This is a genomic window from Polaromonas sp. AER18D-145, assembly GCF_002379095.1.
Classification (GTDB): domain Bacteria; phylum Pseudomonadota; class Gammaproteobacteria; order Burkholderiales; family Burkholderiaceae_C; genus Polaromonas.
Genome location: NZ_NBZV01000056.1, coordinates 1 through 26,696, shown reverse-complemented (window position 1 = coordinate 26,696; position 26,696 = coordinate 1). Strand labels below are relative to the sequence as shown.

25 protein-coding genes and 1 pseudogene are annotated in these 26,696 nt (G+C 63.5%); 16 read left to right on the top strand and 10 right to left on the bottom strand.

All coding sequences use genetic code 11. From position 1 onward, the window contains the following. Positions 1–44: 44 nt before the first annotated feature. Genes B7G52_RS20465 through B7G52_RS20425 form a run of 9 tightly spaced genes read right to left on the bottom strand, consistent with a single transcriptional unit; the run spans position 45 to position 9,987 of the window. The gene (locus tag B7G52_RS20465) at positions 45–1,097 is read right to left on the bottom strand and encodes a branched-chain amino acid ABC transporter permease (protein ID WP_096699529.1); all 1,053 of its coding nucleotides are present in this window, start codon (positions 1,095–1,097) and stop codon (positions 45–47) included. A 3-nt stretch (positions 1,098–1,100) separates the two neighbouring features. Continuing rightward, complete coding sequence (locus tag B7G52_RS20460) at positions 1,101–1,988, bottom strand: branched-chain amino acid ABC transporter permease (protein ID WP_170954824.1); 888 nt, start codon at positions 1,986–1,988, stop codon at positions 1,101–1,103. Next, positions 1,985–3,937 (bottom strand): long-chain fatty acid--CoA ligase, encoded by a 1,953-nt coding sequence (locus tag B7G52_RS20455; protein WP_096699528.1) that lies wholly within the window; start codon positions 3,935–3,937, stop codon positions 1,985–1,987. The genes B7G52_RS20460 and B7G52_RS20455 overlap by 4 nt, the downstream gene beginning before the upstream one ends. Then, complete coding sequence (locus tag B7G52_RS20450; RefSeq protein ID WP_170954823.1) at positions 3,934–4,734, bottom strand: ABC transporter ATP-binding protein; 801 nt, start codon at positions 4,732–4,734, stop codon at positions 3,934–3,936. Before B7G52_RS20450 ends, B7G52_RS20455 begins: the two co-directional genes overlap by 4 nt. A 3-nt stretch (positions 4,735–4,737) precedes the next feature. Beyond that, positions 4,738–5,898, bottom strand: a complete 1,161-nt coding sequence (locus B7G52_RS20445) for an acyl-CoA dehydrogenase family protein (protein WP_096699526.1) — start codon at positions 5,896–5,898, stop codon at positions 4,738–4,740. Between the two features lie 31 nt (positions 5,899–5,929). Further along, positions 5,930–6,697, bottom strand: a complete 768-nt coding sequence (locus B7G52_RS20440; RefSeq protein ID WP_096670219.1) for an SDR family NAD(P)-dependent oxidoreductase — start codon at positions 6,695–6,697, stop codon at positions 5,930–5,932. Between the two features lie 10 nt (positions 6,698–6,707). Continuing rightward, entirely contained in the window at positions 6,708–7,955 is a 1,248-nt protein-coding gene (locus B7G52_RS20435) for a thiolase family protein (protein ID WP_096670221.1), read from the bottom strand. A gap of 34 nt (positions 7,956–7,989) precedes the next feature. Next, a complete protein-coding gene (locus B7G52_RS20430) occupies positions 7,990–8,796 on the bottom strand; it encodes an enoyl-CoA hydratase/isomerase family protein (protein WP_096670223.1) in 807 nt (268 codons plus the stop codon). A gap of 12 nt (positions 8,797–8,808) precedes the next feature. Beyond that, positions 8,809–9,987: an acyl-CoA dehydrogenase family protein gene (locus B7G52_RS20425; protein WP_096670225.1), complete on the bottom strand. Its 1,179-nt coding sequence runs from the start codon at positions 9,985–9,987 to the stop codon at positions 8,809–8,811. Positions 9,988–10,172: 185 nt separating this feature from the next. On the opposite strand from B7G52_RS20425, the gene B7G52_RS20420 reads away from it, so the two are divergent. From B7G52_RS20420 to B7G52_RS20365, 13 genes are all read left to right on the top strand, one after another. Then, entirely contained in the window at positions 10,173–11,696 is a 1,524-nt protein-coding gene (locus B7G52_RS20420) for a class I adenylate-forming enzyme family protein (RefSeq protein ID WP_096699524.1), read from the top strand. Between the two features lie 112 nt (positions 11,697–11,808). Further along, a complete protein-coding gene (locus B7G52_RS20415) occupies positions 11,809–12,993 on the top strand; it encodes a lipid-transfer protein (RefSeq protein ID WP_096699522.1) in 1,185 nt (394 codons plus the stop codon). A 33-nt stretch (positions 12,994–13,026) separates the two neighbouring features. Next, positions 13,027–13,470 carry a MaoC family dehydratase N-terminal domain-containing protein gene (locus B7G52_RS20410; RefSeq protein WP_096699520.1) on the top strand — a complete coding sequence of 148 codons (444 nt, stop codon included), beginning with the start codon at positions 13,027–13,029 and terminating at the stop codon, positions 13,468–13,470. 10 nt (positions 13,471–13,480) lie between these two features. Further along, a complete protein-coding gene (locus tag B7G52_RS20405; RefSeq protein ID WP_096699518.1) occupies positions 13,481–13,897 on the top strand; it encodes a MaoC family dehydratase in 417 nt (138 codons plus the stop codon). A gap of 64 nt (positions 13,898–13,961) precedes the next feature. Beyond that, positions 13,962–14,789: an SDR family NAD(P)-dependent oxidoreductase gene (locus tag B7G52_RS20400; protein ID WP_170954822.1), complete on the top strand. Its 828-nt coding sequence runs from the start codon at positions 13,962–13,964 to the stop codon at positions 14,787–14,789. Positions 14,790–14,802: 13 nt separating this feature from the next. Beyond that, the gene (locus B7G52_RS20395; RefSeq protein WP_096670237.1) at positions 14,803–16,410 is read left to right on the top strand and encodes an acyl-CoA carboxylase subunit beta; all 1,608 of its coding nucleotides are present in this window, start codon (positions 14,803–14,805) and stop codon (positions 16,408–16,410) included. 44 nt (positions 16,411–16,454) lie between these two features. After that, on the top strand, positions 16,455–18,458 hold the full coding sequence (locus tag B7G52_RS20390) for a biotin carboxylase N-terminal domain-containing protein (protein ID WP_096699516.1): 2,004 nt from the start codon (positions 16,455–16,457) through the stop codon (positions 18,456–18,458). Positions 18,459–18,540: 82 nt separating this feature from the next. Beyond that, positions 18,541–19,461, top strand: a complete 921-nt coding sequence (locus tag B7G52_RS20385) for an MBL fold metallo-hydrolase (RefSeq protein WP_096699514.1) — start codon at positions 18,541–18,543, stop codon at positions 19,459–19,461. Positions 19,462–19,553: 92 nt separating this feature from the next. Further along, positions 19,554–20,342, top strand: a complete 789-nt coding sequence (locus B7G52_RS20380) for an enoyl-CoA hydratase/isomerase family protein (protein WP_096699512.1) — start codon at positions 19,554–19,556, stop codon at positions 20,340–20,342. Positions 20,343–20,362: 20 nt separating this feature from the next. Then, positions 20,363–21,013 carry a carbonate dehydratase gene (gene can, locus B7G52_RS20375; RefSeq protein WP_096699530.1) on the top strand — a complete coding sequence of 217 codons (651 nt, stop codon included), beginning with the start codon at positions 20,363–20,365 and terminating at the stop codon, positions 21,011–21,013. Between the two features lie 33 nt (positions 21,014–21,046). Further along, positions 21,047–21,175: a hypothetical protein gene (locus B7G52_RS24350; protein ID WP_255250069.1), complete on the top strand. Its 129-nt coding sequence runs from the start codon at positions 21,047–21,049 to the stop codon at positions 21,173–21,175. 31 nt (positions 21,176–21,206) lie between these two features. Beyond that, positions 21,207–22,364 carry an acyl-CoA dehydrogenase family protein gene (locus tag B7G52_RS20370; protein ID WP_096699510.1) on the top strand — a complete coding sequence of 386 codons (1,158 nt, stop codon included), beginning with the start codon at positions 21,207–21,209 and terminating at the stop codon, positions 22,362–22,364. 15 nt (positions 22,365–22,379) lie between these two features. Further along, positions 22,380–23,360, top strand: coding sequence for an acyl-CoA dehydrogenase family protein (locus tag B7G52_RS20365; RefSeq protein ID WP_096699508.1), 981 nt, complete (start codon positions 22,380–22,382; stop codon positions 23,358–23,360). A 78-nt stretch (positions 23,361–23,438) separates the two neighbouring features. On the opposite strand, the gene B7G52_RS20360 is transcribed toward B7G52_RS20365, so the two are convergent. Next, on the bottom strand, positions 23,439–24,338 hold the full coding sequence (locus tag B7G52_RS20360) for a LysR family transcriptional regulator (protein ID WP_096699506.1): 900 nt from the start codon (positions 24,336–24,338) through the stop codon (positions 23,439–23,441). Between the two features lie 189 nt (positions 24,339–24,527). On the opposite strand from B7G52_RS20360, the gene B7G52_RS20355 reads away from it, so the two are divergent. The 3 genes and pseudogenes from B7G52_RS20355 to B7G52_RS20345 all read left to right on the top strand — a co-directional run bounded on the left by B7G52_RS20355 (position 24,528) and on the right by B7G52_RS20345 (position 26,093). Further along, positions 24,528–24,767 carry a CDGSH iron-sulfur domain-containing protein gene (locus tag B7G52_RS20355; protein WP_096699504.1) on the top strand — a complete coding sequence of 80 codons (240 nt, stop codon included), beginning with the start codon at positions 24,528–24,530 and terminating at the stop codon, positions 24,765–24,767. A gap of 78 nt (positions 24,768–24,845) precedes the next feature. After that, positions 24,846–25,569: pseudogene (locus B7G52_RS20350) on the top strand (class III extradiol ring-cleavage dioxygenase). A 110-nt stretch (positions 25,570–25,679) separates the two neighbouring features. Next, positions 25,680–26,093 carry a luciferase family protein gene (locus B7G52_RS20345; protein WP_096699502.1) on the top strand — a complete coding sequence of 138 codons (414 nt, stop codon included), beginning with the start codon at positions 25,680–25,682 and terminating at the stop codon, positions 26,091–26,093. Positions 26,094–26,696: the final 603 nt, after the last annotated feature.

Sequence of the window (26,696 nt, the reverse complement as noted above, 5' to 3'; positions counted from 1 at the left end):
GGGGAAAGGGGCGGGGGGATTGCGACTCGCTGTGCTGGGCGGGCTCAGTGGTGAAACGGCCAGAGCCGGTAGTTGGTTTTCAGGATGTTCCAGCGGTGCATCAGGCCTTTCGGTTCAAGCAGCAGGAACAGCGTGATGATGAGGCCGAGAAACACATTCATGCTGGCGAAGATCAGGTCGCTGCTCAGGCTGGGGATGCGCTCGACCAGGTCAGGCCCGAGGCTGGTGATGGTCTCCTGCACGCCACGGATGAGCACGGTGCCGATCAGTGCCCCGACGATCGAGCCGAGCCCGCCGACGATCATCATGGCAATGAACCAGATCGAGTTGAACAGCGTGAACTGATCGACCGAGACGAAGCGCACCTGGTAGGCCCACAGTGCACCGCCGATGCCGGCGTAAAAAGCGCCGAGCACAAAGGCACGCGACTTGGCGCCGGCCACGTCAACGCCCATCATGCCGGCGGCCACATCGTCGTCGCGCACAGCGACGAAGGCGCGCCCGTGACGGCTGCGCAGGATGCCGAAAGCGCCGAATACCATCATCATGGTGACGACAAGAAACAGGTAATACAGCGAACGATCAGTGTTGAACAAAAATGTGCCCAGCCGGGCCGGCTCCAGGCTGAAGCCATTGACGCCGCCGAGCCAGGCTGAGGGCAGATTCAGCACAATGAAGTGAAAGATGAACTGGGCCGCGATGGTGGTCAGCGCAAGGTAAAAGCCCTTGATGCGCGCCGCCGTCATGCCGAACAGCCAGCCGGCCAGCGCCGCTACCAGGCCCGCCACCGGCACCGCCACCCAGAACGGCAGCCCGGCCTTCACCTCGACCACACTGGCGGCGTAGGCGCCGACCCCCATGAAGGCGGCTTGGCCCAGGTTGATCTGCCCGGCGTAGCCGGTGGTGATCTGCAGCCCGACCACCACGATGGACGTGACCAGCATCAGGTTGGCTACGGCTACCAGACGCGCCGAGGCGAACCAGGGGTAGATCAGCAGAATTCCGATGAACAGGGCCAGGGTGACCCACTGGGCGCGCGTGCGGATCAGCGCGCGGTCGCGCGCATAGCTGGTGGAAAAAATGCCGGAGGGATCCATGGGTCAGACTCTTTCAATGCGTTTCCAGCCGAACATGCCGGTCGGACGGACCACCAGCACCACCAGCATGAAGATATAGGGGACGACGGCGGCGGCGTTGCCGCCGATCAGCGGGTCGATGTAGGCGGCAGTCAGCCCCTGCACAACCCCGACGATGATGCCGGCCAGTAGCAGGCCGCCGATGGATTCGAGCCCGGCCAGCAGCGCCACCGGCAGGGCGGCGAAGCCGATCTCGGAAGACATGAAAGTCAGCGATTTTCCACTCAGGTAGACCATCGAGGTGATCACCGACAGCACCCCACCCAGCGCCCAGGCGAAGGCGATGGAGCGACGCACGCTGATGCCCATGGCCAGCGCGATTTGGTGGTCTTCGGCCACCGCCGACATGGCCAGCCCGGTGCGGCTCCGGTTGAAGAACCAGTGCAGCGCCACGGCCGCCAGCACCGCGATGAGGCCACCAATGGCGAGCGAGCGCGGGATGATCATCTCGCCCAAGATGATTGGCGTGAGGGGAAAGATGGCGGGGAACTGGCGCTCCTGCGGACCCCAGATCACCAGCACCAGTCCGCGCATCAGGATCAGCAGCCCGATGGTGACCATGATCATCGAGAACACCGACTCGCCAATCAGGCGCCTGAACAACAGGCGTTCAATCGCCAGCCCGATCAGCACAGAAATGCCCAGTGCAACGGCGATGCCCAGCGCCGGATGCATGCCGCGCGACTGGATCGCCCACCACAGCAGGAAGGCGCCCAGCACGATCATCTCGCCGATCGCCATATTGAAGACCTTGCTGGCGCGGTAGATGACGACAAAGCCCATGGCCACCAGCGAATACAGCAGGCCGAGCAGCGCGCCGTTGATGGTGTAGTTGATGAATTCGATGATCATGGTGTGTGTGTCTGGTCGATGTCGGTGGCCACCACGGTTGCGCGCAACACGCCCTGGCGGCCGTCCTGGTAGGTCACGGCGATTTCGCAGGCAATGTCGGCGGCGCCTGCATACAGTCCGTCAATCAGCGCCCGATAGCGCACCTCGAGAAACTCGCGGCGCAGCTTGCGCGTGCGGGTGAGTTCGCCTTCGTCGGGGTCGAGCTCCTTCGGAAAATTGGCGAAGCGCACCACCCGCGAGCTTTCGGGCAGCAGTTTGTTGATGCGGCGGATTTCGCCCTGCACCAGTTGCCGCACCTCGGGCCGCTGCGACAGGTCGGTGAAGGTGGAGAACGCGATGCGCCGCTCCTCGGCCCAGCGGCTGGTCACCGCCATGTCGATGTTGATCAGCGCGCCAACCCAGGGCCGGGTGGCGTCGCCCAGCACCATCACGTCCTTGATGAAGGGTGAAAAGCGCAACCGCGTCTCGATGAACTGCGGGGGATACGGGTGACCGCTGGCGAGTTTGACCAAGTGTTCCACGCGGTCGAGGTACACGAGTTCTCCGCGTCCGGTCTTGCGCACTGCGTCACCGCTGACGTACCAGCCGTCGCGCTGGATGGTGGCGGTCTTGTCGGGCTTGCCCCAGTAGCCGAGAAAGCCGGTACCGCCGCGCAGCAGCAGCTCGCCGTTGTCCTCGATGCGCGATTCCAGCGGCGCGCCGAAGGCAGGGTCCACATCCAGCAGCGGGCCCACGGTTTCGAGGTCGTAGCGCTCGCCGCGGTGGCCGGCAATCAGGCCAAACTCCGAGCAGCCATAAATATTGCGCAAGTGGACGCCCATGGCGTGAAATAAACGAAACACGTCGGGTGCCATGGCGGTGCCGCCTGAAACCGCGACATCGCTGCGAATAAAGCCAAACTGATCGCGCACTGGGTGCAGGGCCAGCGCTTCGGCTACCGGCAGCAGCAGGCGCGACAGCCACGGTGCCGTCCGCCCTTCGAGCCGCGCCACATGCACGTCGTGGCCGATGCGTATGCTCCAGCGGTAGATGCCGCGCGCCATCCAGCTCGCGGCGAGCATGCGCGCCTCGATGGTGGCGGCGATGTTCTCCCACTGACGCGGGCCGAACAGCACGATGTGCGGCGCGAGTTCGCGCAGGTTGGGCAAGACCTGGTCAGGACCTTCCGGGAAGTTGATGACCAGCGGCAAGGTCAGTCCGAGGGTCACGCCCAGCAGTTGCTCGGTGATCCAGGCCAGCGGGGTGTAGGACATGTATTCCATGCCGGCTTGCAACGGCAAAGAACTCCTCATGCGCAGCGCGTTGTCCATCAACCAGCGGTGACTGATCATCACGCCCTTGGGCTTGCTGGTGGTGCCGGATGTGTAGGTCAGCAGCGCCAGATCGTCCGCCTGGCCGGCGTTGACTTCGCGTTCGAAGCGCTGCGGGTGCCGCTCGTGCTGGCGCCGTCCTTCAGCGGTCAAGTCATCAAAGGATTGCAGCAGCGGATGCCGGTACGACCACATGCCCGAGTTGTCCCAGTAGGCTATGCCCCGGATGTCGGGCAGCCGCTCCAGCAGCGCGAGCGCCTTGTCGACCTGCTCCTGATCCTGCGCGAAGATGAAACGGGCCTTTGAATCCTCGCACAGGTAATGCAGTTCGTCGACGGTGGCGTCAGGGTAGACCGACACGGTTTTGGCGCCCAGTGACTGGGCCGCAAACAGCGCCCAGTAATGCTCGGGTTCGTTCTCGCCGATCATGATCGCGGTTTCGCCGCGCTGCAGGCCCTGCGCCGCCGCGCCAAGCGCAATGTTGCGCGTGCGATCAAACACGTCGGCCCATGTATAGCAGCGCCACACGCCTTTGCGCTTGACGCGTTGCGCCAGCCGCTTCGGATGTTCCTGGGCGTGGGCGTACAACTTCTGTGGCAGGGTCGGGACGAATACCGGGGTGGGGTGGGTCGCGCTCATGCCGCAGCTCCCAGGTAGGCCTGGATCACGGCCGGGTCGGCCTGCACCTGTGCCGGCGTGCCGTCGGCGATCTTGCGGCCGAAGTCGAGCACCGCCACGCGGTCAGCCAGATCCATTACTACCCCCATGTCGTGCTCCACCAGCACCACCGGGATACGCTTGGCCTCGCGCACGTCTATGATGAAGCGGGCCAGGTCTTCTTTTTCTTCGGTGTTCATACCGGCCATCGGTTCATCCATTAGCAGCACCTTGGGTTCCATCGCCAACGCACGGCCCAGGTCAACGCGCTTGCGAAGACCGTAGCCGAGTGCGCCTACCGGCTGGTGGCGGATGTTTTCAATTTCAAGGAAGTCGATGATTTCCTCGACCGCCTCCCGGTGCAGGGTTTCTTCGCGCTGGGTCCAGGGAAAGTAGAGAAATGCCTGCGCCAGACTTGATCGCATCTGGCTGTGGCGGCCAACCAGGATGTTGTCGATCACGCTCATGTTGGAGAACAAATGGGTGCCCTGAAAAGTGCGCACCATGCCGTCGCGCGCGATCTGGTGCACCGCGCGGCCTTTGATGTCTTGACCACGGTAGTGCACGCTGCCTTGTTGCGGCTGGTAAAATCCGCTCAGCACGTTCATCAGCGAGCTCTTGCCTGCGCCGTTGGGGCCGATGATGGCCAGCAGTTCGTTGTCACGCACGTCGATGGCGACCTCGGCCAGCGCGGTGACACCGCCAAAGCGCAAGGTGATGTCCCGCGCCTGAAGCACTGAAGCCTCGCTGGACGGGCTAATGGAGGGGTTGGAGGTCATGGGTCAAGAGAAGGCGTTGATGCCGGTCAGGGCGCGGCCAATGATGAGTTTCTGGATTTCGGTGGTGCCGTCGGGAATCGGCATCATGCGAGCGTTTCTGAATAACAATTCAACGCCGAAGTCCCTGGTGATGCCGTTGCCGCCGTGAATCTGCACTGCTTTCGACGTGACGTTGACCGCCATCTCGGTGGCATACCATTTGGCCATGGCGCTTTGCACTTCGCTGCGCACGCCGTGGTCGATCAGGTTGAAGGCGCGGTAGACCAGCAGACGTGCGGCGTCGAGTTCGGTGGCGGCTTCGGCCAGCATGCCCTGGATCAATTGATGACCGCCGATTGGCTTGCCATGCTGGCGGCGTTCCTTCGAATAGGCCACCGCCTTGTCGAGCGCCGCCTGTGCGATGCCCACCGAGGTGAGGCCGACCATCGGACGCGCTTTCTCGAATAGCACCATGGTGTTCTTCAGGCCAGTGCCGGGGGCTATCATCATGTTGGCAGCCGGCACGCGCGCGCCGTCGAAGAACAGTTGCGCGGTCGAAGTGCTGTTGAGCCCCAGCTTGTCGATGTTGCGGCTTTCGTAGCCGTGTTCGGCGCGGTCCACCAGGATCATCGAGATGGCGCCCGAACCTTCTTTTGAGGTGCGCACGATGACCATGCAAAAGTCGGAGTAGTGGCCGTTGGATATCCAGGTTTTCTCCCCGGTGACAATGTAGTGGTCGCCATCGCGCTGGGCACGGCAGGTGACTTCAGCCACGTTGGAGCCGACCCCAGGCTCACTGATACCGCTACAGGCAATGATTTCGGCGCGTACCATGCGTGGCAAATACTTCTCGCGCATGGCTACGTTCGGGCAGACCTCCAGCGAATAGGCGCCGAGCTGCTGAATCAGAAGCGAGATTGCCACGTCGCCTGAGACGCGCGCGAGTTGCTCGTACATCAGTGCATAGGTGAGCCACGGCATGCCCAAGCCGCCATGTTCCTCGGCAATGATGCCGTTGCCGCCCATGCCGTAGGGCAGCATCTTCTGGAAGATCTCGAGCATCAACTCTTTTTCAATCAGCTTGTCGGGCTGGTAGCGTTCGACAATCGGGCGCAGTTCGGTTTCTAGGAAGCGAGTGAAGCCTTCCACGGCCATGCGCTGTTCTTCGGTGGGGAGGAAATTCATGGTGTTGGTCTCGGTGTGTTGTCGGTCTCGTTCAGCGCGCGCTCATGCGTGCGCCGGCATCAATGTGCAAACAGGTAGCGTTGATATAGGGGTTCTCGACGATGGATCGCACCAGGTGGGCCAGCTCGCTGGCTTGACCCATGCGGCGCGGGAACAGAATCATCCTGTCAACGATGGCCTGCGCGACTTTCTTTGGCAGGCCCGCGACCATCGGCGTTTCGAACAAGCCCGGTGCAACCGCCACGCAGCGGATGCCCAGATCGGCCAGGTCGCGTGCCACCGGCAGCGTGAGGCCGATCACCCCGGCCTTGCTGGCGGCGTAGGCCGCCTGTCCCATCTGGCCGTCCTGTGCGGCACCGGACGACAGGTTGATGATGACGCCGCGCTCATCGCCCTCAGGCTCATTGCGCGCCATCGCCACGGCGGCCAGGCGCAGCACGTTGAACGTGCCGGTCAGGTTGACGGCAATCACCTTGTCCCACAGTGCCAGGGGAAAGGGTTTTCCGTCGGAAACGGTCTTGGCTGCGTCGGGTACGCCAGCGCAGTTGATGCAAATGTGAATGGCACCAAAGCGGGCCAAGGTTGCGTCGATGCCCGCCTGCACCTGTGACTCGCTGGTGACATCTACCTGCTCGAACATGGCGGCAGAACCCAGCTCGGTGATTGCCTGCACACCACGCTCGCTGTCGCGGTCGAACAATGACACCCGTGCGCCGCCTGCGGCGAGCGCATCAGCCACCGCGCGCCCCAAGCCTGAAGCACCACCTGTGACGATGGCCACCTTGTCATGCAAATTCATCTTTTTCCCTTCAACGACCGAGGATGGTGATCGCGGCCACTGCTTCCTCCAGGCCGAACAGCCCGCCACCGTTCTCGGCGATGGCGAGTCGTGCGCGCTGAACCTGGCGGGCTCCCGCTTCTCCACGCAGTTGCGTGACCAGTTCGTGCAACTGGCCCAGTCCGGTGGCGCCGATCGGGTGCCCTTTGGATTCCAGTCCGCCCGAGGTATTGATGGGAATACGGCCGCCAATGCTCGTACCGCCACTTTCTGCAAGTCGCCCACCTTCGCCGAAATTGCAGAAACCAAGGTTCTCGCTCTGCACGATTTCGCCGATGGCGGTGGCATCGTGCACCTCGGCCAGCGAGATGTCCTGCGGGCCGATGCCGGCGAGTTCGTAGGCGCGTCTGGACGCCTTGACGGTGATGTGCTGGGCCACGTCTTCCGGTCGGCGGTTGGTGCCGGTGGTCACCACCGAGGCGAGCACTTTGATGGCGCGCCGACGGTCGGTCAGACGGGCCAGCGCCGCCTCCGAGCAGACAATGGCTGCGGCTGCGCCATCGCTGATGGGCGCGCACATGGGTAGCGTCAGAGGATAGGTGATCGGTGGCGCGGCCAGTACCTCTTCGATGGTGTAGGCATTGCGGTATTGCGCCAGCGGGTTGTGCACCGAATGGCCGTGGTTCTTGGCCGAAACGGCGGCAATTTGTCGCTGCGTGGTGCCGAACTCGCGCATGTGAAAGCGACCAAAGGCGGCGTAGATGTCCATGAACAGGCTGTAGGGCGCTTTCGACGTGGAGCCATCGGGCGGCTCGATACCGTGCCCCATTTGCAGCAGTCTACGCTTGTTCTCCTCGACCATGGCCACGTCCCAGGCACCATCGAAGACGCTGAACATTTTGGCTTTGTCGGCGCAAAACATTTTCTCGGCACCAATGGCCAGCGCGATCTCGCCTGCCCCCGAGCGCACGTACTGCACCGCCAAGTTGAAGGCCGAGCTGGCACTGGCGCAGGCGTTTTCGATGTTGAAGATCGGGATGAATTCGAAGCCCATCGTGCGCAACGCAATCTGGCCGCGGATCATGGTCTGGCCTTCGAGCGCGCCCTGGGTGGCGTTGGAGAAATACGCCGACTGGATGTCGCTGACGGACAGTCCGGCATCGGCCAGGGCGGCGTTCACGGCAGCGGCGGTCAGTTGCTTGATATCGCGGTCAAGAAACTTGCCGGTCGGCGTCATGCCGACGCCGGCAATGTAAACGGCGGCTTGCGGGCTGGTCATGGTAATGCGTCCATTCAGAAGGAGTGGGGTGAAATCAGTAGCCCTTGAAATCGGGCGTACGCTTGCCGACGAAAGCCGCGAGGCCCTCTTGTATGTCGTGCGAATGGCGGTGCGCGTCGAGCACCAGCCGCTCCAGCCGCAGTGCCGAAGCCTGTGGCTGCTCAAGACCGTCCGCCACGGCCTGTTTCATGCGGCGCAGCACCAGCGGGCTCTTGCTGGCGATGCGCAAGGCGAGTTTTTCGACCTCGGACACCAGCTCGGCATCGGGCACCACGCGGTTCACCAGGCCCAGCGGAACCAGTTCGCGTGCGGGCAGGGTGTCGCCGGTGAACAGCAGGTATTTGGCGGCGGTGGCACCGATGCGCCGTGGCAGGATCGCCGCGCCGCCAGCGCCCGGAAACACGCCGAAATTGGCATGCGCGTCGCCGATGCGGGCGCTGTCGGCGGCGATGATCAGGTCGCAGGCCATGGCCAGCTCCAGCCCGCCGGCCATCGTCAGTCCGTTCAGCGCCGCAATGGTGGGCTTGGGACACGCGCGCAGACTATCCATCATGCCGCCGACGAGATCGAGAAACTCGCCCATCGGGTCGCTTGGGCCGGGTTCGCCAGTGCTGCTCTCGAACACGCCCTTGAGGTCGGCGCCGGCACAGAAGGCGCGGCCAGCGCCGGTCAGCACGATGACCCGGATGGCCGGGTCACGCTCGCAACGCTCGGTCGCATCGCGCAATTCGGCGCACATCGTCTCCGACAGGGCATTCATCGCATCGGGCCGGTTCAGCGTGATCCACGCCACGGCGCCGCGCTGATCGAAGTGAATGGCTGAGAAGGGCTGCATCGTCATGTATCCCGGGCATCAGCCGCGCAGCAACTCTTCGGCGATGATCATCTTGCGCACCTCCGACGTACCCGCGCCGATCTCCAGGATCTTGATGCAGCGGAACAGGCGGTTGATCTCGGACTCCCAGATGTAGCCGCTGCCACCGTGCACTTGCACCGCCTTGTTGAGCACGCGGTTGCAGGCCTCGCCCGCATACAGGATGGAGGCGGCGGTCAGCTTGTGGGCATCGCCGCGGCCACCGCCGCCTATTTCCAGGTCATTGACCTCGGCCAGCGTGCGCCAGACCAGGGTCTTCATGGCCTCGATCTCGGTGTACATCTCGGCCAGCATGGCCTGCACCATCTGGAAGCTGCCAATCGGCTTGCCGAACTGCACGCGCGTCCTGGCGTACTCGACGCTCAATTCGAGCGCACGTTCGCAGATGCCCACGCACAAGCCGGCCACCAGGGCGCGTTCCAGATCAAGCCCGCTCATGACGATCTTGACGCCTTCGTTTTCCTTGCCCACCAGGTTGGCCACCGGCACGCGGCAGTCGTCGAACACCAGCTCGCCGGTCTGGCTGCCGCGAAAGCCCATCTTGATCAGTTTTTGGGCCACTTTGAAGCCGGGAAAATCCTTCTCGACGATGAAGGCCGAGATGCCCTTGGCACCCAACTCCGGCGCGGTCTTGGCGTAAACCAGCAGCACGTCGGCGACCGGGCCGTTGGTGATGTAGATCTTGGTGCCGTTGAGGATGTAGTGGTCGCCCTCGCGGCGCGCGCTGGTGCGCATGGCGCCCAGGGCGTCGGAGCCGGCGCCGGGTTCGGTCAGGCCGAGCGCGCCGATTTTTGTGCCGTTGCACAGGCCGGGCAGGTACTGGCGGCGCTGCGCCTCGTTGGCGTTGCGGAAGATGTTGTTGACGCACAGGTTATCGTGCGCCGCCCAGGACAAGGCGATGGCGGGGTTCCAGCGCGCAAAGGCCTGGCAGATCAGGCCCGAGCTGAACAGGTCCATGCCCGCGCCACCATGCTCGGCAGGCACGGTGGCCCCCATGAAGCCGGCCGTGCCGATTTTTTGGAAAATATCCGGCGGCCACCATTCCTCGTCGTCCATGCGGCGCGCGAGTGGCACGAATTCCTTGCGCGCGAACTTGTCGGCGGCTTCGAGCACGGCGCGGTCGTCGGCGGAGAGAGCAAAACTGCGAGGGGCGGCCATGTTGGGATGCCAATCAGTGTTTGGGTTGTGGGTCAATGAGCCACGGCGCGCACCAGAGCGAGCCTGCGCGGACGAGACCTCCTTTGGGTTGATGCGAATTTAATGGGGTATTGTAAAACTGTCAAGCGTTTGGTAGGATACGTCGCTGACACTCACTCGGAGTGCCAGAACGGGAGGCGGTGTACATGGGAGACGGAATCGGTGCATATTCATTGACGGTGGCCGACCTGTTACGCAAGCAGGTGGCCGTCCGTGCCGAATCGATGGCTGTCGAGGATGAACGGGGTGCGCTGAGCTACCAAGCGCTTGATCAGCGCGTGAATCGATTGGCCCATGTACTGGTTCAGCATGGCGTTGCGATGGGTGACCGTGTGGCACTGCTGTCGGAGAATCGCCGCGAATACCTCGAAACCCAGTTGGCAGCTGCCAAGCTGGGCGCCATCGTGGCCTGCCTGAACTGGCGCCTGGCCGATGCTGAAATGACGCATTGCGTGCGCCTGGTTTCGCCGCGCGTTGTGCTTGTGTCGGCGCGCCATGCGCCGATGCTCGCGCGCATCGATCATGGCGTGCCCCAAGTGATCGACATCGACGCGCGCTACGAGGAATTGCTGGCTACGGCGCCTGAGAGCGACCCGCAAATCGATGTTGATCCCGCACAGGGTCTGGTTATTCTCTACACGAGCGGCACCACCGGCGTTCCCAAGGGGGCGGTGATCAGCCACCGCGCGATGGTTGCGCGCGCGATGTGTTTTTCCGCTGAATTCGGCATTGGTGCCGACCGCAACTTTCTGGCTTGGTCGCCGCTGTTCCACATGGCAGCCACCGACTTTAGCCTCGCTACCCTGATGTTGGGTGGCAAGGTGGTGATTCACGACGGGTTCGATGCTGACGGTCTGTGCGCGGTACTTGAGCGCGAACCGATCAGCTGGCTGGTGGCGATGCCAGGCATGATAGAGCCGCTAATCGATGGTCTGAAGCGCAACCGGCCGCGCATCCGCAGTGTTCGCATGGTCGGTGCGATGGCCGATCTGGTACCGCTGCAGCAGATCGCCGAACTCACGCGCCTGATTGGCGCTCCCTACCTTAACAGCTTCGGCGCGACGGAGACGGGCTTGGCGCCGGCTTCCGGAGTTCTGCTGGCGCAAGGCGTCGTGCCCGAAAGTCTGGCTAAGCGCGAGTCGGGTTTTTGCCGCATCCGCCTCGTCGATGCCGATGACCGCGACGTGCCTGTCGGCGTGCCTGGTGAACTGGCGATCCGTGGACCGACGCTGTTCTCGGGCTACTGGGATGCTCCCGAGGTCAATGCGATCGACTTTCGCGGCGGCTGGTTCCACATGGGCGACCTGTTCGTTCGGCAGGCTGACGGCTCGCTAAATTTCGTCGACCGTGCGAAGTACCTGATCAAGTCGGGGGGCGAGAACATCTATCCTGCGGAGATCGAGCGCGTACTGCTCGCGCATGAGACGGTGCTCGACGCCGCCGTGGTACGACGAAGTGACGCGCACTGGGGAGAAGTGCCCTTGGCCTTCGTCGCGCTCAAGCCCGGAGCCGCCGCAGACGCGCAGGCTCTGATGCAGTGGTGCCGCGCGCAGCTGGCCGGCTACAAGGTTCCCAAGGACATTCGGTTTATCGATGCCGCCGCGTTCCCGCGCAGCAGCACGGGCAAGATACAGCGTCATGAGATCGAGCGCCAATGGGTAGCCACATGATCGGGACAGGACGGCCGTGCTGCATTCACCCGTGACACCTATCAGGTCATGCCGCTCGCGGCGCGACCATTCATCAGCGTCAGACGACGCTTCAACCTGAGGAGTTAGAGTTATGAGTCGTAAAGTCATCGTTGCTGGTGTGGGCATGGTCCCGTTCACCAAACCGGGCGCCAGTGAGCCCTATCACGTGATGGGAGAGAAGGCCGTGCGCCAAGCCTTGGCCGATGCGCGCCTCGAGTACCCCATGATCCAGCAAGCCTATGTTGGCTATGTGTATGGGGATTCCACCTGCGGCCAGCGGGCGCTCTACCCGGTGGGCATGAGCGGCATACCCATCGTCAACGTCAACAACAACTGCTCCACCGGTTCGACGGCGCTGTTTCTGGCGCGCCAGGCGGTCGAAAGCGGTGCCGCCGAGTGCGTGCTGGCCCTGGGCTTCGAGCAGATGGCCGCCGGTGCCATCAAGGCCCAGTTCGAGGACAGGCCGACGCCGTTCGAGGAGTTTGACCGGGCCACCGCCGAGATCGTCGGGCACGCGGAAATTCCGTTGGCTATTCGTTACTTCGGCGGTGCCGGCAAGGCGCACATGGACAAGTACGGCACCAAGCTGGAGACATTTGCCAGCATTCGCGCCAAGGCCAGCCGTCACGCGGCGAACAACCCGCTGGCGCTGTTCCGCAAGGAGGTCTCGGTCGATGACGTGATGAACGCACCGGTGCTGTGGGAGGGCGTGATGACCCGCCTGATGGCTTGTCCGCCGACCTGCGGGGCCGCTGCTGCGGTGATCTGCTCCGAAGCCTTCGCCAAAAAGCACGGGCTCGATACGCGCGTTTCGATTGCTGCCCAGGCGATGACGACCGATTTCCCCAGCACTTTCGAATCCAAAGACATGATGCGCGTGGTCGGCTTCGACATGGCGCGCGAGGCGGCGCAGCAGGTGTACAAGCAGGCCGGTATCGGTCCGCAGGACGTGAACGTGGTCGAGCTGCACGATTGCTTCGCGCAGAACGAACTGATCACCTACGAGGCGCTGGGCCTGTGTCCGGAGGGCGGTGCCGAGAAGTTCGTCCTGGACGGTGACAACACCTACGGCGGCAAGGTCGTGACCAATCCGTCTGGCGGCCTCCTGTCTAAGGGCCATCCGCTGGGTGCCACCGGCCTGGCGCAATGTTACGAGCTGACGCACCAGTTGCGCGGCACGGCGGACAAACGCCAGGTCAAGGGCGCCCGTGTGGCCTTGCAGCACAACCTCGGGCTGGGCGGCGCTTGCGTCGTCACGCTTTACCAGGCCGCATGAGCACAGGCGCAGAAAACCAGGAGCTGGAGTCCCATGATTGACAAGAAATTCATCGGTTACGAGGTGCCGCCTACGCTGTGGGATGTGGAGAAGGGGCGCATCCGCTTTTTCGCCGAGGTGATCGGTGCCACCGATCCGATCCACCTCGACGCGACCGCCGCCAAGGCCGCTGGCTACCGCAACGTCGTGGCGCCGCCGACCTTCATCTTTGGCGCCGAGAGCGATTCGGGGGTATTGATGAAGTTGCTCGACACGCTCAAGATCGACCTGCGCAAGGTCTTGCACGGCGAGCAGCGCTTCGACTACCACGCCCCGGTGTGCGCTGGCGACACGCTGCGCTTCCAGACCCGGGTCGCCGACATCTACGACAAGAAGGGCGGCGCACTCGAGTTTGTCGTCAACGACACGAAGGTCACCAATCAACTCGGCGAGCATGTCTCCGACCTGCACTCGGTGATTGTCGTGCGCCACGCCTGAAGGAATATTCATGAACGTTCAAGTAAAAATCATTGATGTCGGTGACGACATGCCCGTGCTGGAACTGCCGCCGATCAGCCGCACCACCCTGGCCCTGTTCGCCGGTGCGTCGGGCGACCACAACCCGATCCACATTGACATCGACTTCGCCCACGGCGCGGGGATGAAGGATGTGTTCGCGCACGGCATGTTGTCGATGGCCTACCTCGGGCGCGCGCTCACCGAATGGGTGCCGCAGCGCCAGATCCTCAGCTATGGCGTGCGCTTCGCGGCCCTGACCCATCTCGGCGACCGCGTGCGCTGCAGTGGCAAGGTGGTTGAAAAGCTCGAGCATGCAGGCCGACCCTGCGTGCGCGTTCAAATCAGCGCGACGAAGGCGACAGGCGAAATCACGCTGTCCGGCGAGGCTTTGGTTGCCTTGAACTGAGACTGCCGTTTGGCGGCCCGACTTTTTATTTTTTTCCTTTTAATCACAAGCAAGGACACACATCATGAAAAAACTCGAAGGCAAAGTGGCCATCGTTTCAGGTTCGGGCCGCGGCATCGGCCGTGCCATCGCCATGAAGCTGGCCAGCGAAGGCGCCAAAGTGGTCGTCAACGACCTCGACGCAGCCCCGGCAGAGCAGACCGTGGCCGACATCAAGAAGGCCGGCGGCATTGCCGTGGCCTGCGTGGGCAGCGTCACCGCCGACGGTTTCGCTGATCGCTTCGTCAAGACCGCGATTGACAGCTTCGGCGGCCTGGACATCATCATCAACAACGCCGGCTACACCTGGGACAACGTGGTTCAGAAGATGACCGACGAGCAGTGGAACGCCATTATTGATGTGCATCTGACCGCGCCGTTCAAGATTTTGCGCGCCGCCGCGGAGTTCATCCGCGTCACCTCGCGCAAGGAAGCCGAAGCCGGGCAGGAGGTGTTCCGCAAGGTGGTCAACATCTCATCCATCGCCGGCACCGGCGGTAACGCGGGCCAGGCCAATTACTCGGCGGGCAAGGCCGGCATCATCGGCCTGACCAAGGCGCTGTCCAAGGAGTGGGGGCGCTACAAGGTCAACGTCAACGCCGTCGCTTTTGGCATGATCAAGACGCGGCTGACCGAAGCTTCGGCCGGCGGCAACGCATCGATTGATGTCGAAGGCCGCAAGATCAAGGTCGGCGTCAACCCCGATCTGCTGGAAATGATGGAGCGCACCATTCCGCTGGGTCGCGGTGGCACGCCCGAGGAGGCGGCCGGATCGGTCTACCTGCTGTGCATTCCCGAATCGAACTACGTCAGCGGCCAGACGCTGATCTGCGGCGGCGGCATCTCGATCTAAAGCGCAAGCTTCGATGAGCTTGATGACATCTACCGCCGCGCCGAACTCGCCCGAGTTCCAGCGCAACCGTGAAGCCTACGAGGCGCGCATTGTCGATCTGCATGAACGCCGCGCACGTGCCCTGATCGGCGGCCCCGAAAAGGCGCGCTTGCTGCACAAGAAGCGCAAGCAGTTGCTGCCGCGCGAGCGTCTGGCCGCCGTGCTCGACCCCGGATCGCCCTTCCTCGAGTTCGGGCAGCTTGCCGGCGACGGCCTGTACGAGGGCGTGCCACCGGGTGGCAGCATCATCACCGGCGTGGGGCTGGTGTGCGGGCGCGCCTGCATGCTGATGATCCACGATGCCACGGTCAAGGGCGGCACCTACTACGGCATCACTGCCAAAAAGCATGTGCGGGCCCAGATGTTCGCCTGGCAGCACCGGCTGCCGTGCATCACGATGGTCCAGTCGGGCGGCGCCAACCTGCCGGAGCAGGCGCATATTTTCCCCGACGACGGGCAATTCGGCTCAATTTTTTACAACCAGATCCGCATGTCGGCCGAGGGCATCACCCAGATCGCGACCGTGCACGGCCCGTCCACCGCCGGCGGCGCCTATCTGCCGGCGTTGTGCGACGAGGCGGTGATCGTGCGCAATCAAGGCGCGATGTTCCTTGCCGGGCCCGAACTGGTGTATGCCGCCACCAAGGAAGAGGTTGACATTGAAACCCTGGGCGGCGGCGATATGCACAGCCGCATCAGCGGCGTCACTGACCATCTGGCCGAGAACGACGGCCATGCCATCGCCATCGTGCGCGGCATCGTGGCCAACCTCGGCACCGTGGCCAGGCAGCGCTGGGATGTGGCTGCGCCGCTGCCGCCGCGCCATGACCCGCGCGAGATCTACGGCATTGTCAGCGCCGACAACCGGCATCCGACCGACAACCGTGAAGTGCTGCTGCGGCTGATCGACGACAGTGACCTGCAGGAGTTCAAGCCGCTGTATGGCGACACCATGATCTGCGGCTTTGCCCGCATCAAGGGCTTCCAGATTGGTATTCTGGCAAACAACGGCGTGATCTTCTCCGAGAGCGCGCTCAAGGGCGCGCACTTCATCGAGTTGTGCTGCCAGCGCGACATTCCGCTGCTGTTCATCGCCGATGTGTCGGGCTTCATGGTCGGTAAAGCGGTCGAGCAGCAGGGCATTGCCAAGCACGGTGCCAAGTTCATGACGGCCATGGCCTCGGCCAACGTGCCGCGCTACACGCTGATCACCGGCGGCTCGTACGCGGCGGCCTACCTGGCCATGTGCGGACGCCCGTTCAAGCCGAATGTGATGATGATGTGGCCCACCGGCCGTGCCGCGCTGATGGGCCCCGAGCAGGCGGCCACCACGCTGACCATGGTGCGCGAGAACATCCACCGGCGCGAGGGCACAAGCTGGAGCGACGAAGAACGCGAGCAATTCAAGCAACCGATACGCGAGCAGTTCGAGAGCTTTTCCAGTCCCTACAACTACGCCTCCAACCTGTGGTGCGACATGGTCATCGACCCTCTGGAAACACGCGACACCATGGCCTTGCTGCTGGAGCTGGCGGGCCGTGTGCCGCAGCGCGACACGCACTTCGGCGTGTTTAGGATGTGAGGCTGACATGTCCAAAAAAATCCTGATCGCTGCGGGAGGCCGCCGTGTTTAAAAAAATCCTGATCGCCAACCGCGGCGAAATCGCCTGCCGCATCGCACGCACCTGCCAGCGCCTCGGTATTGCGGTGGCCGGCGTGCATTCCAGCGCTGATCGCGATGCGCTGCATGTCGACCTGATCGGCGAGTCTATCGAAATCGGTGGGGCAGCGGCGGCCGAGAGCTACCTGCGCATCAATGCGGTGATCGATGCGGCCCGGCGCACCGGGTCGCAGGCCATTCATCCGGGTTTTGGCTTTCTGGCCGAGAACGCGGCGTTCGCGCGCGCGGTCGAGGCGGCCGGCCTGGTCTTTATCGGCCCGACGCCCGAGGTCATTGAGCGCCTGGGCGACAAGGCCTCGGCCAAGCGCGAGGCGCGCGCCGCCGGCGTGGCCGTGCTCGGCGGCAGCGAGCTGCCGAGCCGCGATGCGGCCGAAGTGGCGGCCATCGTGCGCGGATTGCCACTGCCGGTGATTCTGAAAGCCGCCGCCGGTGGCGGCGGCAAGGGCATGCGGGTGGTGCAGCAGTTGGACGGGCTGATGGAGGCCATCGAGTCGGCCATGCGCGAAGCCAGGAGTTCCTTTGGCGATGCGGCGTTGATCGTCGAAGCCTTTGTCGAGCGCGGGCGTCACATCGAGGTGCAGATCGTCGGCGACGGCCATGGCGAAGTGATTCACCTGTTCGAGCGCGAATGCACGCTGCAGCGGCGCCATCAAAAAGTCATTGAAGAGGCGCCAGCTGTGAACCTGGCTCCGGCGCTGCGCGAGGCCATGCTCGGTGACGCGGTGCGCCTGGGGCAGCGGCTGCGCTACCGCGGTGTCGGCACGGTGGAATTCATCGTGCAGGGCGAGCGGCACCACTTTCTCGAAGTCAACCCGCGGCTGCAGGTCGAGCATCCGGTGACCGAAGAGGTGACGGGCATCGACATCGTGGAGGTCATGCTGCGCATTGCCGCCGGCGAGGGGCTGCCCTTGCGCCAGGGCGAGGTGCGGGTGCAGGGCCACGCGGTCGAGGCGCGGGTCTGCGCCGAGGATGCGGCGCAAAATTTCCTGCCCTCCACCGGCGAGCTGATCGCGGTGCGGTTCCCGGCTTCTGGCGTGCGGGTCGAATCGGGTGTGCGGGCCGGCATGGCGGTCACGCCGTACTACGACTCGATGCTGGCCAAGCTGATCGTTCATGCGCCCACGCGCGATGCGGCGCTGGACCGTCTGAGTGGGGCGCTGGGCGAAACCCAGGTGCATGGCGTCGAAACCAACTGCGCTTTTCTGCAGCGCCTGCTGGCCCTGCCCGCCACGCGCGACGCCAGCTTCCACACCCGTCTGATTGACGAGGTGCTGGCCGAGGGGAGTCAGGGCGCGAGCAGCGCGCCGCTGGAGCGGATGGCCGCGGCGGCGGCCTGGTGGTTGCTCGATGCGCGGCGCAGCGGCAAGCAATTCGGGGCCTGGTCGGCCCTGGACGTGACGGGCTGGCAGATGCACGCCGGCGACGACCGGCTCACGCCGGTTCCGGCGCTGTTGCTGCACTCGGGCGGCACAACGCACGAGGCCCGGTTCGGCGCCGTCTCGCCCGAGCCCGAAGTGACGGTGCAAATCGGCGCCGAGCGGGTTCGCCTGGCGCTGACCGCCATCGCCGGGGGCGATTGGCGTTTGCGCATGGGGGATCGGCATGAGGTGCTGACCATCGTGCGCAGCGACGATACCGTGTTTGTGCAGGGCGGCGGCACCGCCCACGCCATCGGCGTGACCTCCTACCTCAGCCAGGCCGCCACCGGCCGCCAAGCCAGCGGCCAGTTGCGCACGCCGATGATGGGGATGATCCTGAAAACCCATGTGGCGGTTGGCGAACGGGTGCGCGCCGGCGACGTGGTGGCGACGATGGAGTCGATGAAGATGGAGCTGCGCATCAATGCCGACCACGATGGGGTGGTGCGCTCGCTGTCGGTGCAGGCCGGACAGATGGTCGAGCGCGGCCTGGTGGTGGCCGTGGTTGAGTCCGAGGGCACCGCGGAATAAGCGGCGGTAAATCCACCATGCGCGCCCATCTCTGCAAACTTGGTGTTATCAACCGTTAAAAATGACGTGTCCGAGACGGCCAATGACCAGCATCCAACTTCCGAACGGTATTCAAGTTTTTGAGCGCGGCTGGCTGTCCTCCAACAACATTCTGTTCCTTGGATCGGCGTCCAGCGCACTCGTTGACAGTGGCTACAGCACGCACGCGGAACAAACCACCGGGCTGGTCAGCGCCGCTTTGCAGCAGCGGCCGCTGGACTTGCTGCTCAATACGCATCTGCACAGCGACCACTGTGGCGGCAATGCCGCCCTCCAGCGCAGTTATCCAGAACTTCAAACCCTCATTCCGCCAGGCCATGCATCACTTGTCTCGTCGTGGGACCCCGTCGCCCTGAACTATGTGCCATCCGGGCAACACTGCCCCCGGTTCAAGTTCGATGGCCTTCTTTTACCGGGCACGGAAATCCAGCTGGCCGATACGCCGTGGCAAGTCCATGCGGCACCGGGCCATGATCCCCATTCCGTCATTCTGTTTGAGCCCCGGTCCCAAACCTTGATTTCGGCAGATGCCTTGTGGGAAAAAGGCTTCGGCGTGGTGTTTCCGGAGCTCGATGGTGAAACCGCATTCGACGAAGTGGCCGCCACATTCGACCTGATCGAGCGGCTTGACCCGTGCTGGGTCATTCCCGGCCACGGTCCGGTATTCGGCTACCGTGCTGAGGTGCTGGCCAACGCGCGTGAGCGCCTCAACGCCTTCGTCAAGAACCCTGAGCGGCATGCGCATCACGCGGTCAAGGTGTTGCTGAAGTTCAAACTGCTGGAGCAGCAGCAACTGCCTTTTGCTGATTTTGTCGAGTGGGCCGCCAACACCAGCTACTTCCAGCGCATTCACCAGAGGTTTGTTCCTTCGGTTCCCATCGAGCACTGGATGGAACAGTTGACGCAAGAGCTTGTGCGTTCTGAAGTCGCACGAAGAGAAGGTGACATGGTCTACAACGCGTGAAATAGGTCACGCCGTGAACCACGCAACAAAGGCGCTGACGAATCAGCGGCCCTATGAGCGGAGCAAGCAATTTTTTACCAGGAGATCAGGATATGAGTGAAGCAGAAATGGTTCTGTACGAAGTGCGCGATGGCATTGCCACCGTGAAGATCAACCGGCCCGAGATGCGCAACGCGCTGTCACCGGCCGCAGCCAACCGGCTGCACGACCTGTGGGGCGAGGTGGACGCCGACAAGAACGTGCGCGTCGCCATTTTGACCTCGGCCGACTGCGGCACCTTCTGCGCCGGGCTCGACCTGCGCGAGGCTTCGCGCGTCAAGAAGGAAGAAGGCGTGGACATTCTCACCAAGATGAAAGACCCGTTTCATGGTCGCCAGCGCAGGGTCAGCAAGCCCATCATCGCCGCCATGACCGGCCACCTGATCGCCGGCGGCATGATGCTGAGCCTGAACTCGGATTTGCGCGTGGGCCTCAAGGGCACGCAGGTCGGCATCACCGAAACCCGCATCGCCGGGCGCGGTAGCCCGTGGGCCATTCCCCTGCTATGGATGCTGCCGCAGCCGCTGCTGATGGAGATGGTGCTGACCGGCGACCTGTATCCGATCGAAACCTTCCATGGGCTGGGTTTCATAAACTACCTGGAAGACACGCCGGATGCGGTGCGCGCCCGCGCCACCGCGCTGGCCGAACGCATCCGCGACAACGCGCCGCTGTCGGTGATGGCGGGCAAGGAATCGATCATGACGGCGATGAGCGCTGGCTGCGAGGCCGGCATGGCGCTGGCGCACAACATTTACCGCGCCGCCTACGCCAGCGAGGACGCGCAGGAGGGTCCGCGTGCCTTCGCCGAGAAGCGCAAGCCGGTGTGGAAGGGGCGCTGATGTCGCTCCGGGGAGATGCCATGTCCAGCCTGGCCCCTCTGTTGGAGAACAACCGTGCCTGGTCGGCGCGCTGCGCTGCGGAAGATCCGCAGTACTTCGAGCGGCTGGCGCACCAGCAGATGCCGCGCTACCTGTGGATCGGCTGTTCCGACAGCCGGGTGCCGGCCAACGAAATCTTGGGCCTGCGGCCTGGCGAGGTGTTCGTGCACCGCAACGTCGGCAACCTGGTGGTGCACTCCGACCTGAACTGCCTGACGGTGCTGCAGTATGCGGTCGAAGTGTTGAAGGTCGAGCATGTTCTTGTGGTGGGGCACTACGGCTGCGGCGGCGTGCAGGCGGTGATAGAACAGCGCCGCACCGGTCTGGCCGACAACTGGTTGCGCCATCTGGAGGATGTGGCGCGCAAACACGCTGATCGGCTCGACGGCATTTCCGGCGTTGACGAACGCGCAGCGCGGCTTTGCGAGATGAATGTGATCGAGCAGGTCAGCAACGTGTGCCGCACCACCACCCTGCGCCGCGCCTGGGAGCGCGGGCAGCAAGTCGAGGTGCACGGACTGGTCTACGGCCTGCGCGACGGCTTGCTGCGGCCGGTCGGGGGCAGCGTCAACGGCGTGCAGGACCAGCAGAAGCAATACGCCCAGTCGCTTGCTGCGCTTGGCACACTCTGAGTGATACGAAGAACACAAGAAAGGCTATTCCACATGTCAGCCGACACGACAGCCCGCCCGGTTGCCAGCATCGCTGCCCAGCTGGCCGCTTTCGCACACGGCCTGGAACCTGGCATGGTCAAGCTGTTCGCCAGCCAGCTGGTGGAGCGCAGCCCGATCTGATCGGCGAACCCATTCTACGGAGGAAAATTTCTTGAACAACCTGCTGTCCGCTTTTCGGCTCGCAACCCTTCCCGCCGAGACGAATTCATTTCGCGCCGAGGTAAAGGCCTTTCTCAAATCCAGCCTTGAGCCAATGCCCGCCGACATCCGGGCCCGTTCATGGATGGGCTTCAATGCCGCCTTCAGCAAGAAGCTGGCCGCACGGGGCTGGGTCGGCGTGACCTTGCCCGCGCGCTACGGCGGTGCCAGCCTGGACGCCTTCTCGCGCTTCGTGCTGGTGGAAGAACTGCTGGCCGCCGGCGCCCCGGTTTCCGCGCACTGGATTGCCGACCGCCAGAGCGGGCCCTTGATCCTCAAGTTCGGCACGGAGGCGCAACGCCAGTTCTACCTGCCGAAAATCTGCGCCGCCGAGGCGTTTTTCTGCATCGGCATGAGTGAGCCCAATGCCGGCTCGGACTTGGCCAGCGTCGGTACCCGCGCGACGCGCTGCGAAGGCGGCTGGCGTTTGAACGGCCGCAAGATATGGACCACCAATGCGCAGCACTGCCATTACATGATCGCCCTGGTGCGCTCGTCGGGCGAGCCGCAGGATCGGCAAAAGGGCTTGTCGCAGTTCATTGTCGACCTGGCATTGCCCGGCGTGACGGTGCGCCCGATCCGTGACCTGGCGGGTGATGCGCATTTTTCCGAAGTGTTCTTCGACAACGTGCTGCTGGCTGACGATGCCCTGGTCGGCGATGAGGGCAATGGCTGGGCCCAGGTCAATGCCGAGCTGGCCTTCGAGCGCAGCGGCCCGGAGCGGGTGTACTCCAGCATCGTGCTGCTTGAGCACTGGATCACCTGCCTGCGCCGCAGTCCGGATGCGTCTGCCCACGCCGCCACCATCGGTCGATTCGCCACGCACCTGGCCACGCTGCGCAACATGTCGATCGCCGTCACGGCCAAGCTCGTCAACGGGGAAAGCCCCTTGGTCGAAGCGGCCTTGGTCAAGGACATTGGCACCGAATTCGAGCAGAGCATTCCCGCCGTGATCGAAGCCGCCATCGCCATGGACCCGGACGCCCTGGTCGACGCCGAGTTGTACCGCGCCGTGGCTTATGTGAGCCAGGTGGCGCCCACCTATTCCCTGCGCGGCGGCACGCGCGAGATCCTGCGCGGCATGATCGCGCGCGGTCTGGGCCTGCGTTGAAAACGAAAGAATTCCATGTTTGCACAAGCGATTGAAGACATTCTCCAGGACCAATGCACGCCCGCCGTAGTGCGCGCGATTGAAGCGGGCGGCTCGCCGCTCAAGCTGTGGCAGGCGCTGCAAGGCGCCGGCTTCCTCGAACTGATCGCCCCCGAGGCCGCAGGCGGCGCCGGCCTTGCGCTGGCTGAACTGTTCCCGATCCTGAGCAGCTTCGGCCGCTACACGGTGCCGGTGCCCGTGGCCCAGACGATAGTGGCGCGTGCGCTGCTTGGGCCTTCGTGTGCGATGCCCGCTGGCATGATCACACTGGCCGCTGCGTTGCGGCGCGAGGCCGGTGGCGCCATTGTGTGTCCCTTGACGCCTTACGGCCAGGTGGCTGATTTCGTGCTGGCCCGAGATGGCGATGCCTTGCTGCTGCTGCCCGCGGCTGCGGCGCAGCGCGAGGCAAGCGGCGTGCATGGGAGCCTTGCGGCCACCCTGCGCTGGCCCGACGATGAAAGCGCCGTGACGCACGTGCCCGGCGCGGGCCCGTTGCTGCCGGTGTTCGCGGCGGCCTTGCACGCCGCCCTGCTCAGCGGCGCCATGACCCGCGTGTTCGAAATGACACTGCAACACTGCAATGACCGCGTCCAGTTCGGCAAAACGCTGGGCAAGTTCCAGGCGGTGCAGCACCAGTTGAGCGTCATGGCTGAACACGTCGCCGCGGCCTCAATGGCCGCCGAAGCGGCCTTTTACACTGACGCTGCGGCGCCGTCCCTGCTCGCCGCCGCGATGGCCAAGTCCCGCACCAGCGAGGCGGCGGTGCTGGTTGCCTCCATCGCCCATGCACTGCACGGCGCGATCGGTGTTGCCGAAGAATATGATCTGCAATTGCTGACCCGGCGCCTGCACGAGTGGCGCATCGCCCACGGCTCGGAAGCGCACTGGAACGTATTGATCGGCAACAGCGTGTTGGCTGCCGACGTGTCCATCGTTGATTTTGTGCGGTCTGTATAGGCGCAGTTTTTGTGCGCACGATCAGCGGTGAAGTGATCGACGTCCGGGGCTCACAACAGTCCCAGTTCATTGATCCGGCTATTGCGCCACAGACTTGCCACCACCAAGCGCTTCACTGAAGAAGTCGATGAAGGTCCTTAGCTTGGGTGTCATGTACTGCCGATTCGTGTAAACCGCATACAGCGTGAATGGGGGCAGCGTGTAGGTCGGCAGCACGCGCGCGAGGCTGCCAGTGGCCAGATCGTCGCCGACCGTCCACTCGGGCAGGAGCGCCACGCCCATGCCGGCGTGCACCGCGTGATAGGTGAGCGTGCTGTCGTCCGAGCGCATCACCGCATGCAGCTTGATTCGCGCCTTGCCGGCAGGCCCTTGCATTTCGAGGCCATCGACGTTCACGTAGTTGGGCACCACGGCGCTGCACCTGGCCAGATCGGCGGGTCTGCGCGGAGATCCTTCACGCTTCAGGTAGGCCGGACTTGCGACCAGGTGGAACTGCACGGGACAAATCGGCCGTGCAATCAGCGCCGGCGACAGTTCGCGCGTGGCACGCAGTGCGAGGTCGTAGCCATCGGCCACCAGGTCGATCTTGCGGTTCTCCAGTCGCATGTCGACCAGCACCTCGGGATATGTGTTGCGGTAGGCCACCAGTACGTCGGCGAAACGCCGGTTTGCACACCAGACGGGCGCGCTGATTTTCAATTGTCCGCGCGGTGCCTGCGCGCTTTGACGAAGCGCCGCTTCGGCGGCCTGCAGCGTGTCGAGCGCCTCGCAGCATTGTGCGTAGTACACCGCGCCGGCCTCCGTCAGGCTGAGCTTGCGGCTGGTCCGGTGCAGCAGCCTCGCACCGAGGTCTCGTTCGAGCTGGGCGACATGCTTGCTCGCCATCGGTGCAGACAAGGTCAGGCGCGCTGCGGCGCGGGAAAAGCCGCCGGCCTCGACCACTTCCCTGAAAACGCGAAGGCTGGTCAGACGATCCATTTATGGTTTCTTGTGAGGAAATGATGTATTAATTTTACGGCTATTGATTAACCAAAATGAAATATTAAGCTATTCCTCATGGTCAGTCGAGTAGACATCCAGTCTCAAAGAGGCAGCCCATAAACCGCGCTTTCGTTGATGCCTTCAACCAATGCAGTACCACTTCTTAATCATCCTCAGGAGAGCAACATGAGCAAGCCGCATATCGCCGCCGCCACCCCGTTCGCAATCGACGTGGAAAAAGACAAGGATTACTACTGGTGTGCCTGCGGCCTCAGCAAGTCGCAGCCGTTCTGCGACGGCAGCCACAAGGGCGGCGAGTTCGTGCCGACCAAGTACAGCGCCGATGGAAGCAAGACGGTGTATTTTTGCGGCTGCAAGCAGAGCAAGAACGGCGCGCTTTGCGACGGCACGCATAAAGCACTGTAAGAGCGGACCATACCCGTGACAACGGAGCGCTTGCCGACCTACTTCATCTCGCACGGCGGCGGACCCTGGCCGTACATGATGGCGCAGTCCAACGGCATGTACGATCATCTGGCGCAGTCTCTGCGGGACATGCCGCGCCAGCTCGGCGCCCGACCGAAGGCCGTGCTCGTGATCTCCGCCGCGCGGCCGCCCATGGTTTACGACTACTCTGGCTTCCCCGCACACACCTACCACGTCCAGTACCCGGCGCCGGGCCTGCCAACGCTGGCCGGGCAGGTGCGGCAGTTGATCCAGGGCGCGGGGTTCTCGGCGCGGCTTGATGCCCAGCGCGGTTTCGACCACGGCACCTTCGCGCCGCTGGTGGTGATGTACCCGCAGGCCGATGTGCCGGTCGTGCAACTGTCACTGCGCGCGGGCTACGACCCGGCGGCTCATCTGGCCGTCGGCCGTGCCCTGGCGCCGCTGCGCGAGCTGGGCGTGCTGATCGTCGGCAGCGGCCTGAGCTACCACAACCATGCGCCGCATGGGGCCGTCCGCTGCGGTGCCGTCAAAGCAATTCGACGACTGGCTGCAGCAGACCTTGATCACCACCGATTCGCACCAGCGTGCGCAGCGGCTGATCGACTGGCAAGACGCGCCGGTCGCCCGCGTGGCCCATCCGCAAGAAGACCATCTGCTGCCCTTGATGGTGGCGGTGGGTGCCGCCGGGCATGATGAAGCCGTGTGCGCGTACCACGAGGAAGGCTTCTTTGGCGGCGTGACCGTCTCCAGCTTCAGGTTCGGCCAAGAAGGCGTGGTCTAAGTGTCGGTGGCTTGCTGGGCCGGTAGGCGCCTGTCGCCGGGGGGTGTTTCCTGTAACCCACGCGGCAGGTGTGCAGCGACAAACGATGAAGCGCGAAGACGGAGAACCGCATGACAAGTTATCTCAGCCATCAGCGCCGTGGCGCTCGCCCACAAACGACGCCAACCAACCCGCACACGCAGCTTGAACAGAATGCGCCGGTGGAACTGCAAGAGCTGGTTTTCGAGAGGGGGCAGTCCCTGGGCGGCGTGGAAATTGGCCCGAGCCAGGTGTCTGTTCCCGGAGTGCGCGCCTTTTATTTGCCGCGATGCGGATGCCAGTCCTTCGGGGCCTTCATGTTCGGCAAGGAGTTTGCCCACATCCACCCGCCCAGTGACGGCAGCCTGCACATGACCTTGCCCCCCGACATGGTTCCCCAGGCCATCGAAAACGGCTGGGCGGAGTTGCATCCGCTGGCGGGTCAATACGGCCTGCCCGGAAACATCGTGATGGTCTATGGGCCGCATGACGACAGGGAGTTATAGGTTGTTTGCGATTTTCTGGCGGCATCCCATGCGGCAGCAATGGACTGATCTCACTATGTGCCATAACCATGCTGATGTCACGCCGGATTGAACGGGTGTTGCACTGGACTGATGCTCCCCCTGGCACGCTCAAACCAATGGCCGCACGAGTTGACCCGCTGCATGCCAGCATACGTCATCACATGTAGCGCTTCTCCACGCATCTTTGTAGGGCGACTGTACATTGAACGCGTTTGAGGACTACTGGTTTAGTTGACCCTAATAGGCGTCTTACGCGTATAAAGCGCCACGCCCTTCAGGCCAATCTACCTTGCTTGTCAATGCAGGCTCATCGCGCAGGGCGAGGCCTTTGCTACCGTCAGATCTGTGTATGGCGCGAAGGTGAGGCGGGGCGCTACATCTACATCCCCGCCTCGTGTGACATAGCAAGTCGTCACAGCAATAAGATACAAGGTCAGTAGTGTCCCAACGTTTGCACACCAGGACGTCGTAAGTTAATGATTTACTTGTTGAATTTGGCATTTCAGTCTGGTCTCGATTTGAACGTCGAAAGTCAGACTGTCGGTTTTTTGCGGATTTCCGCCCAAAACCGCCATGCACCAA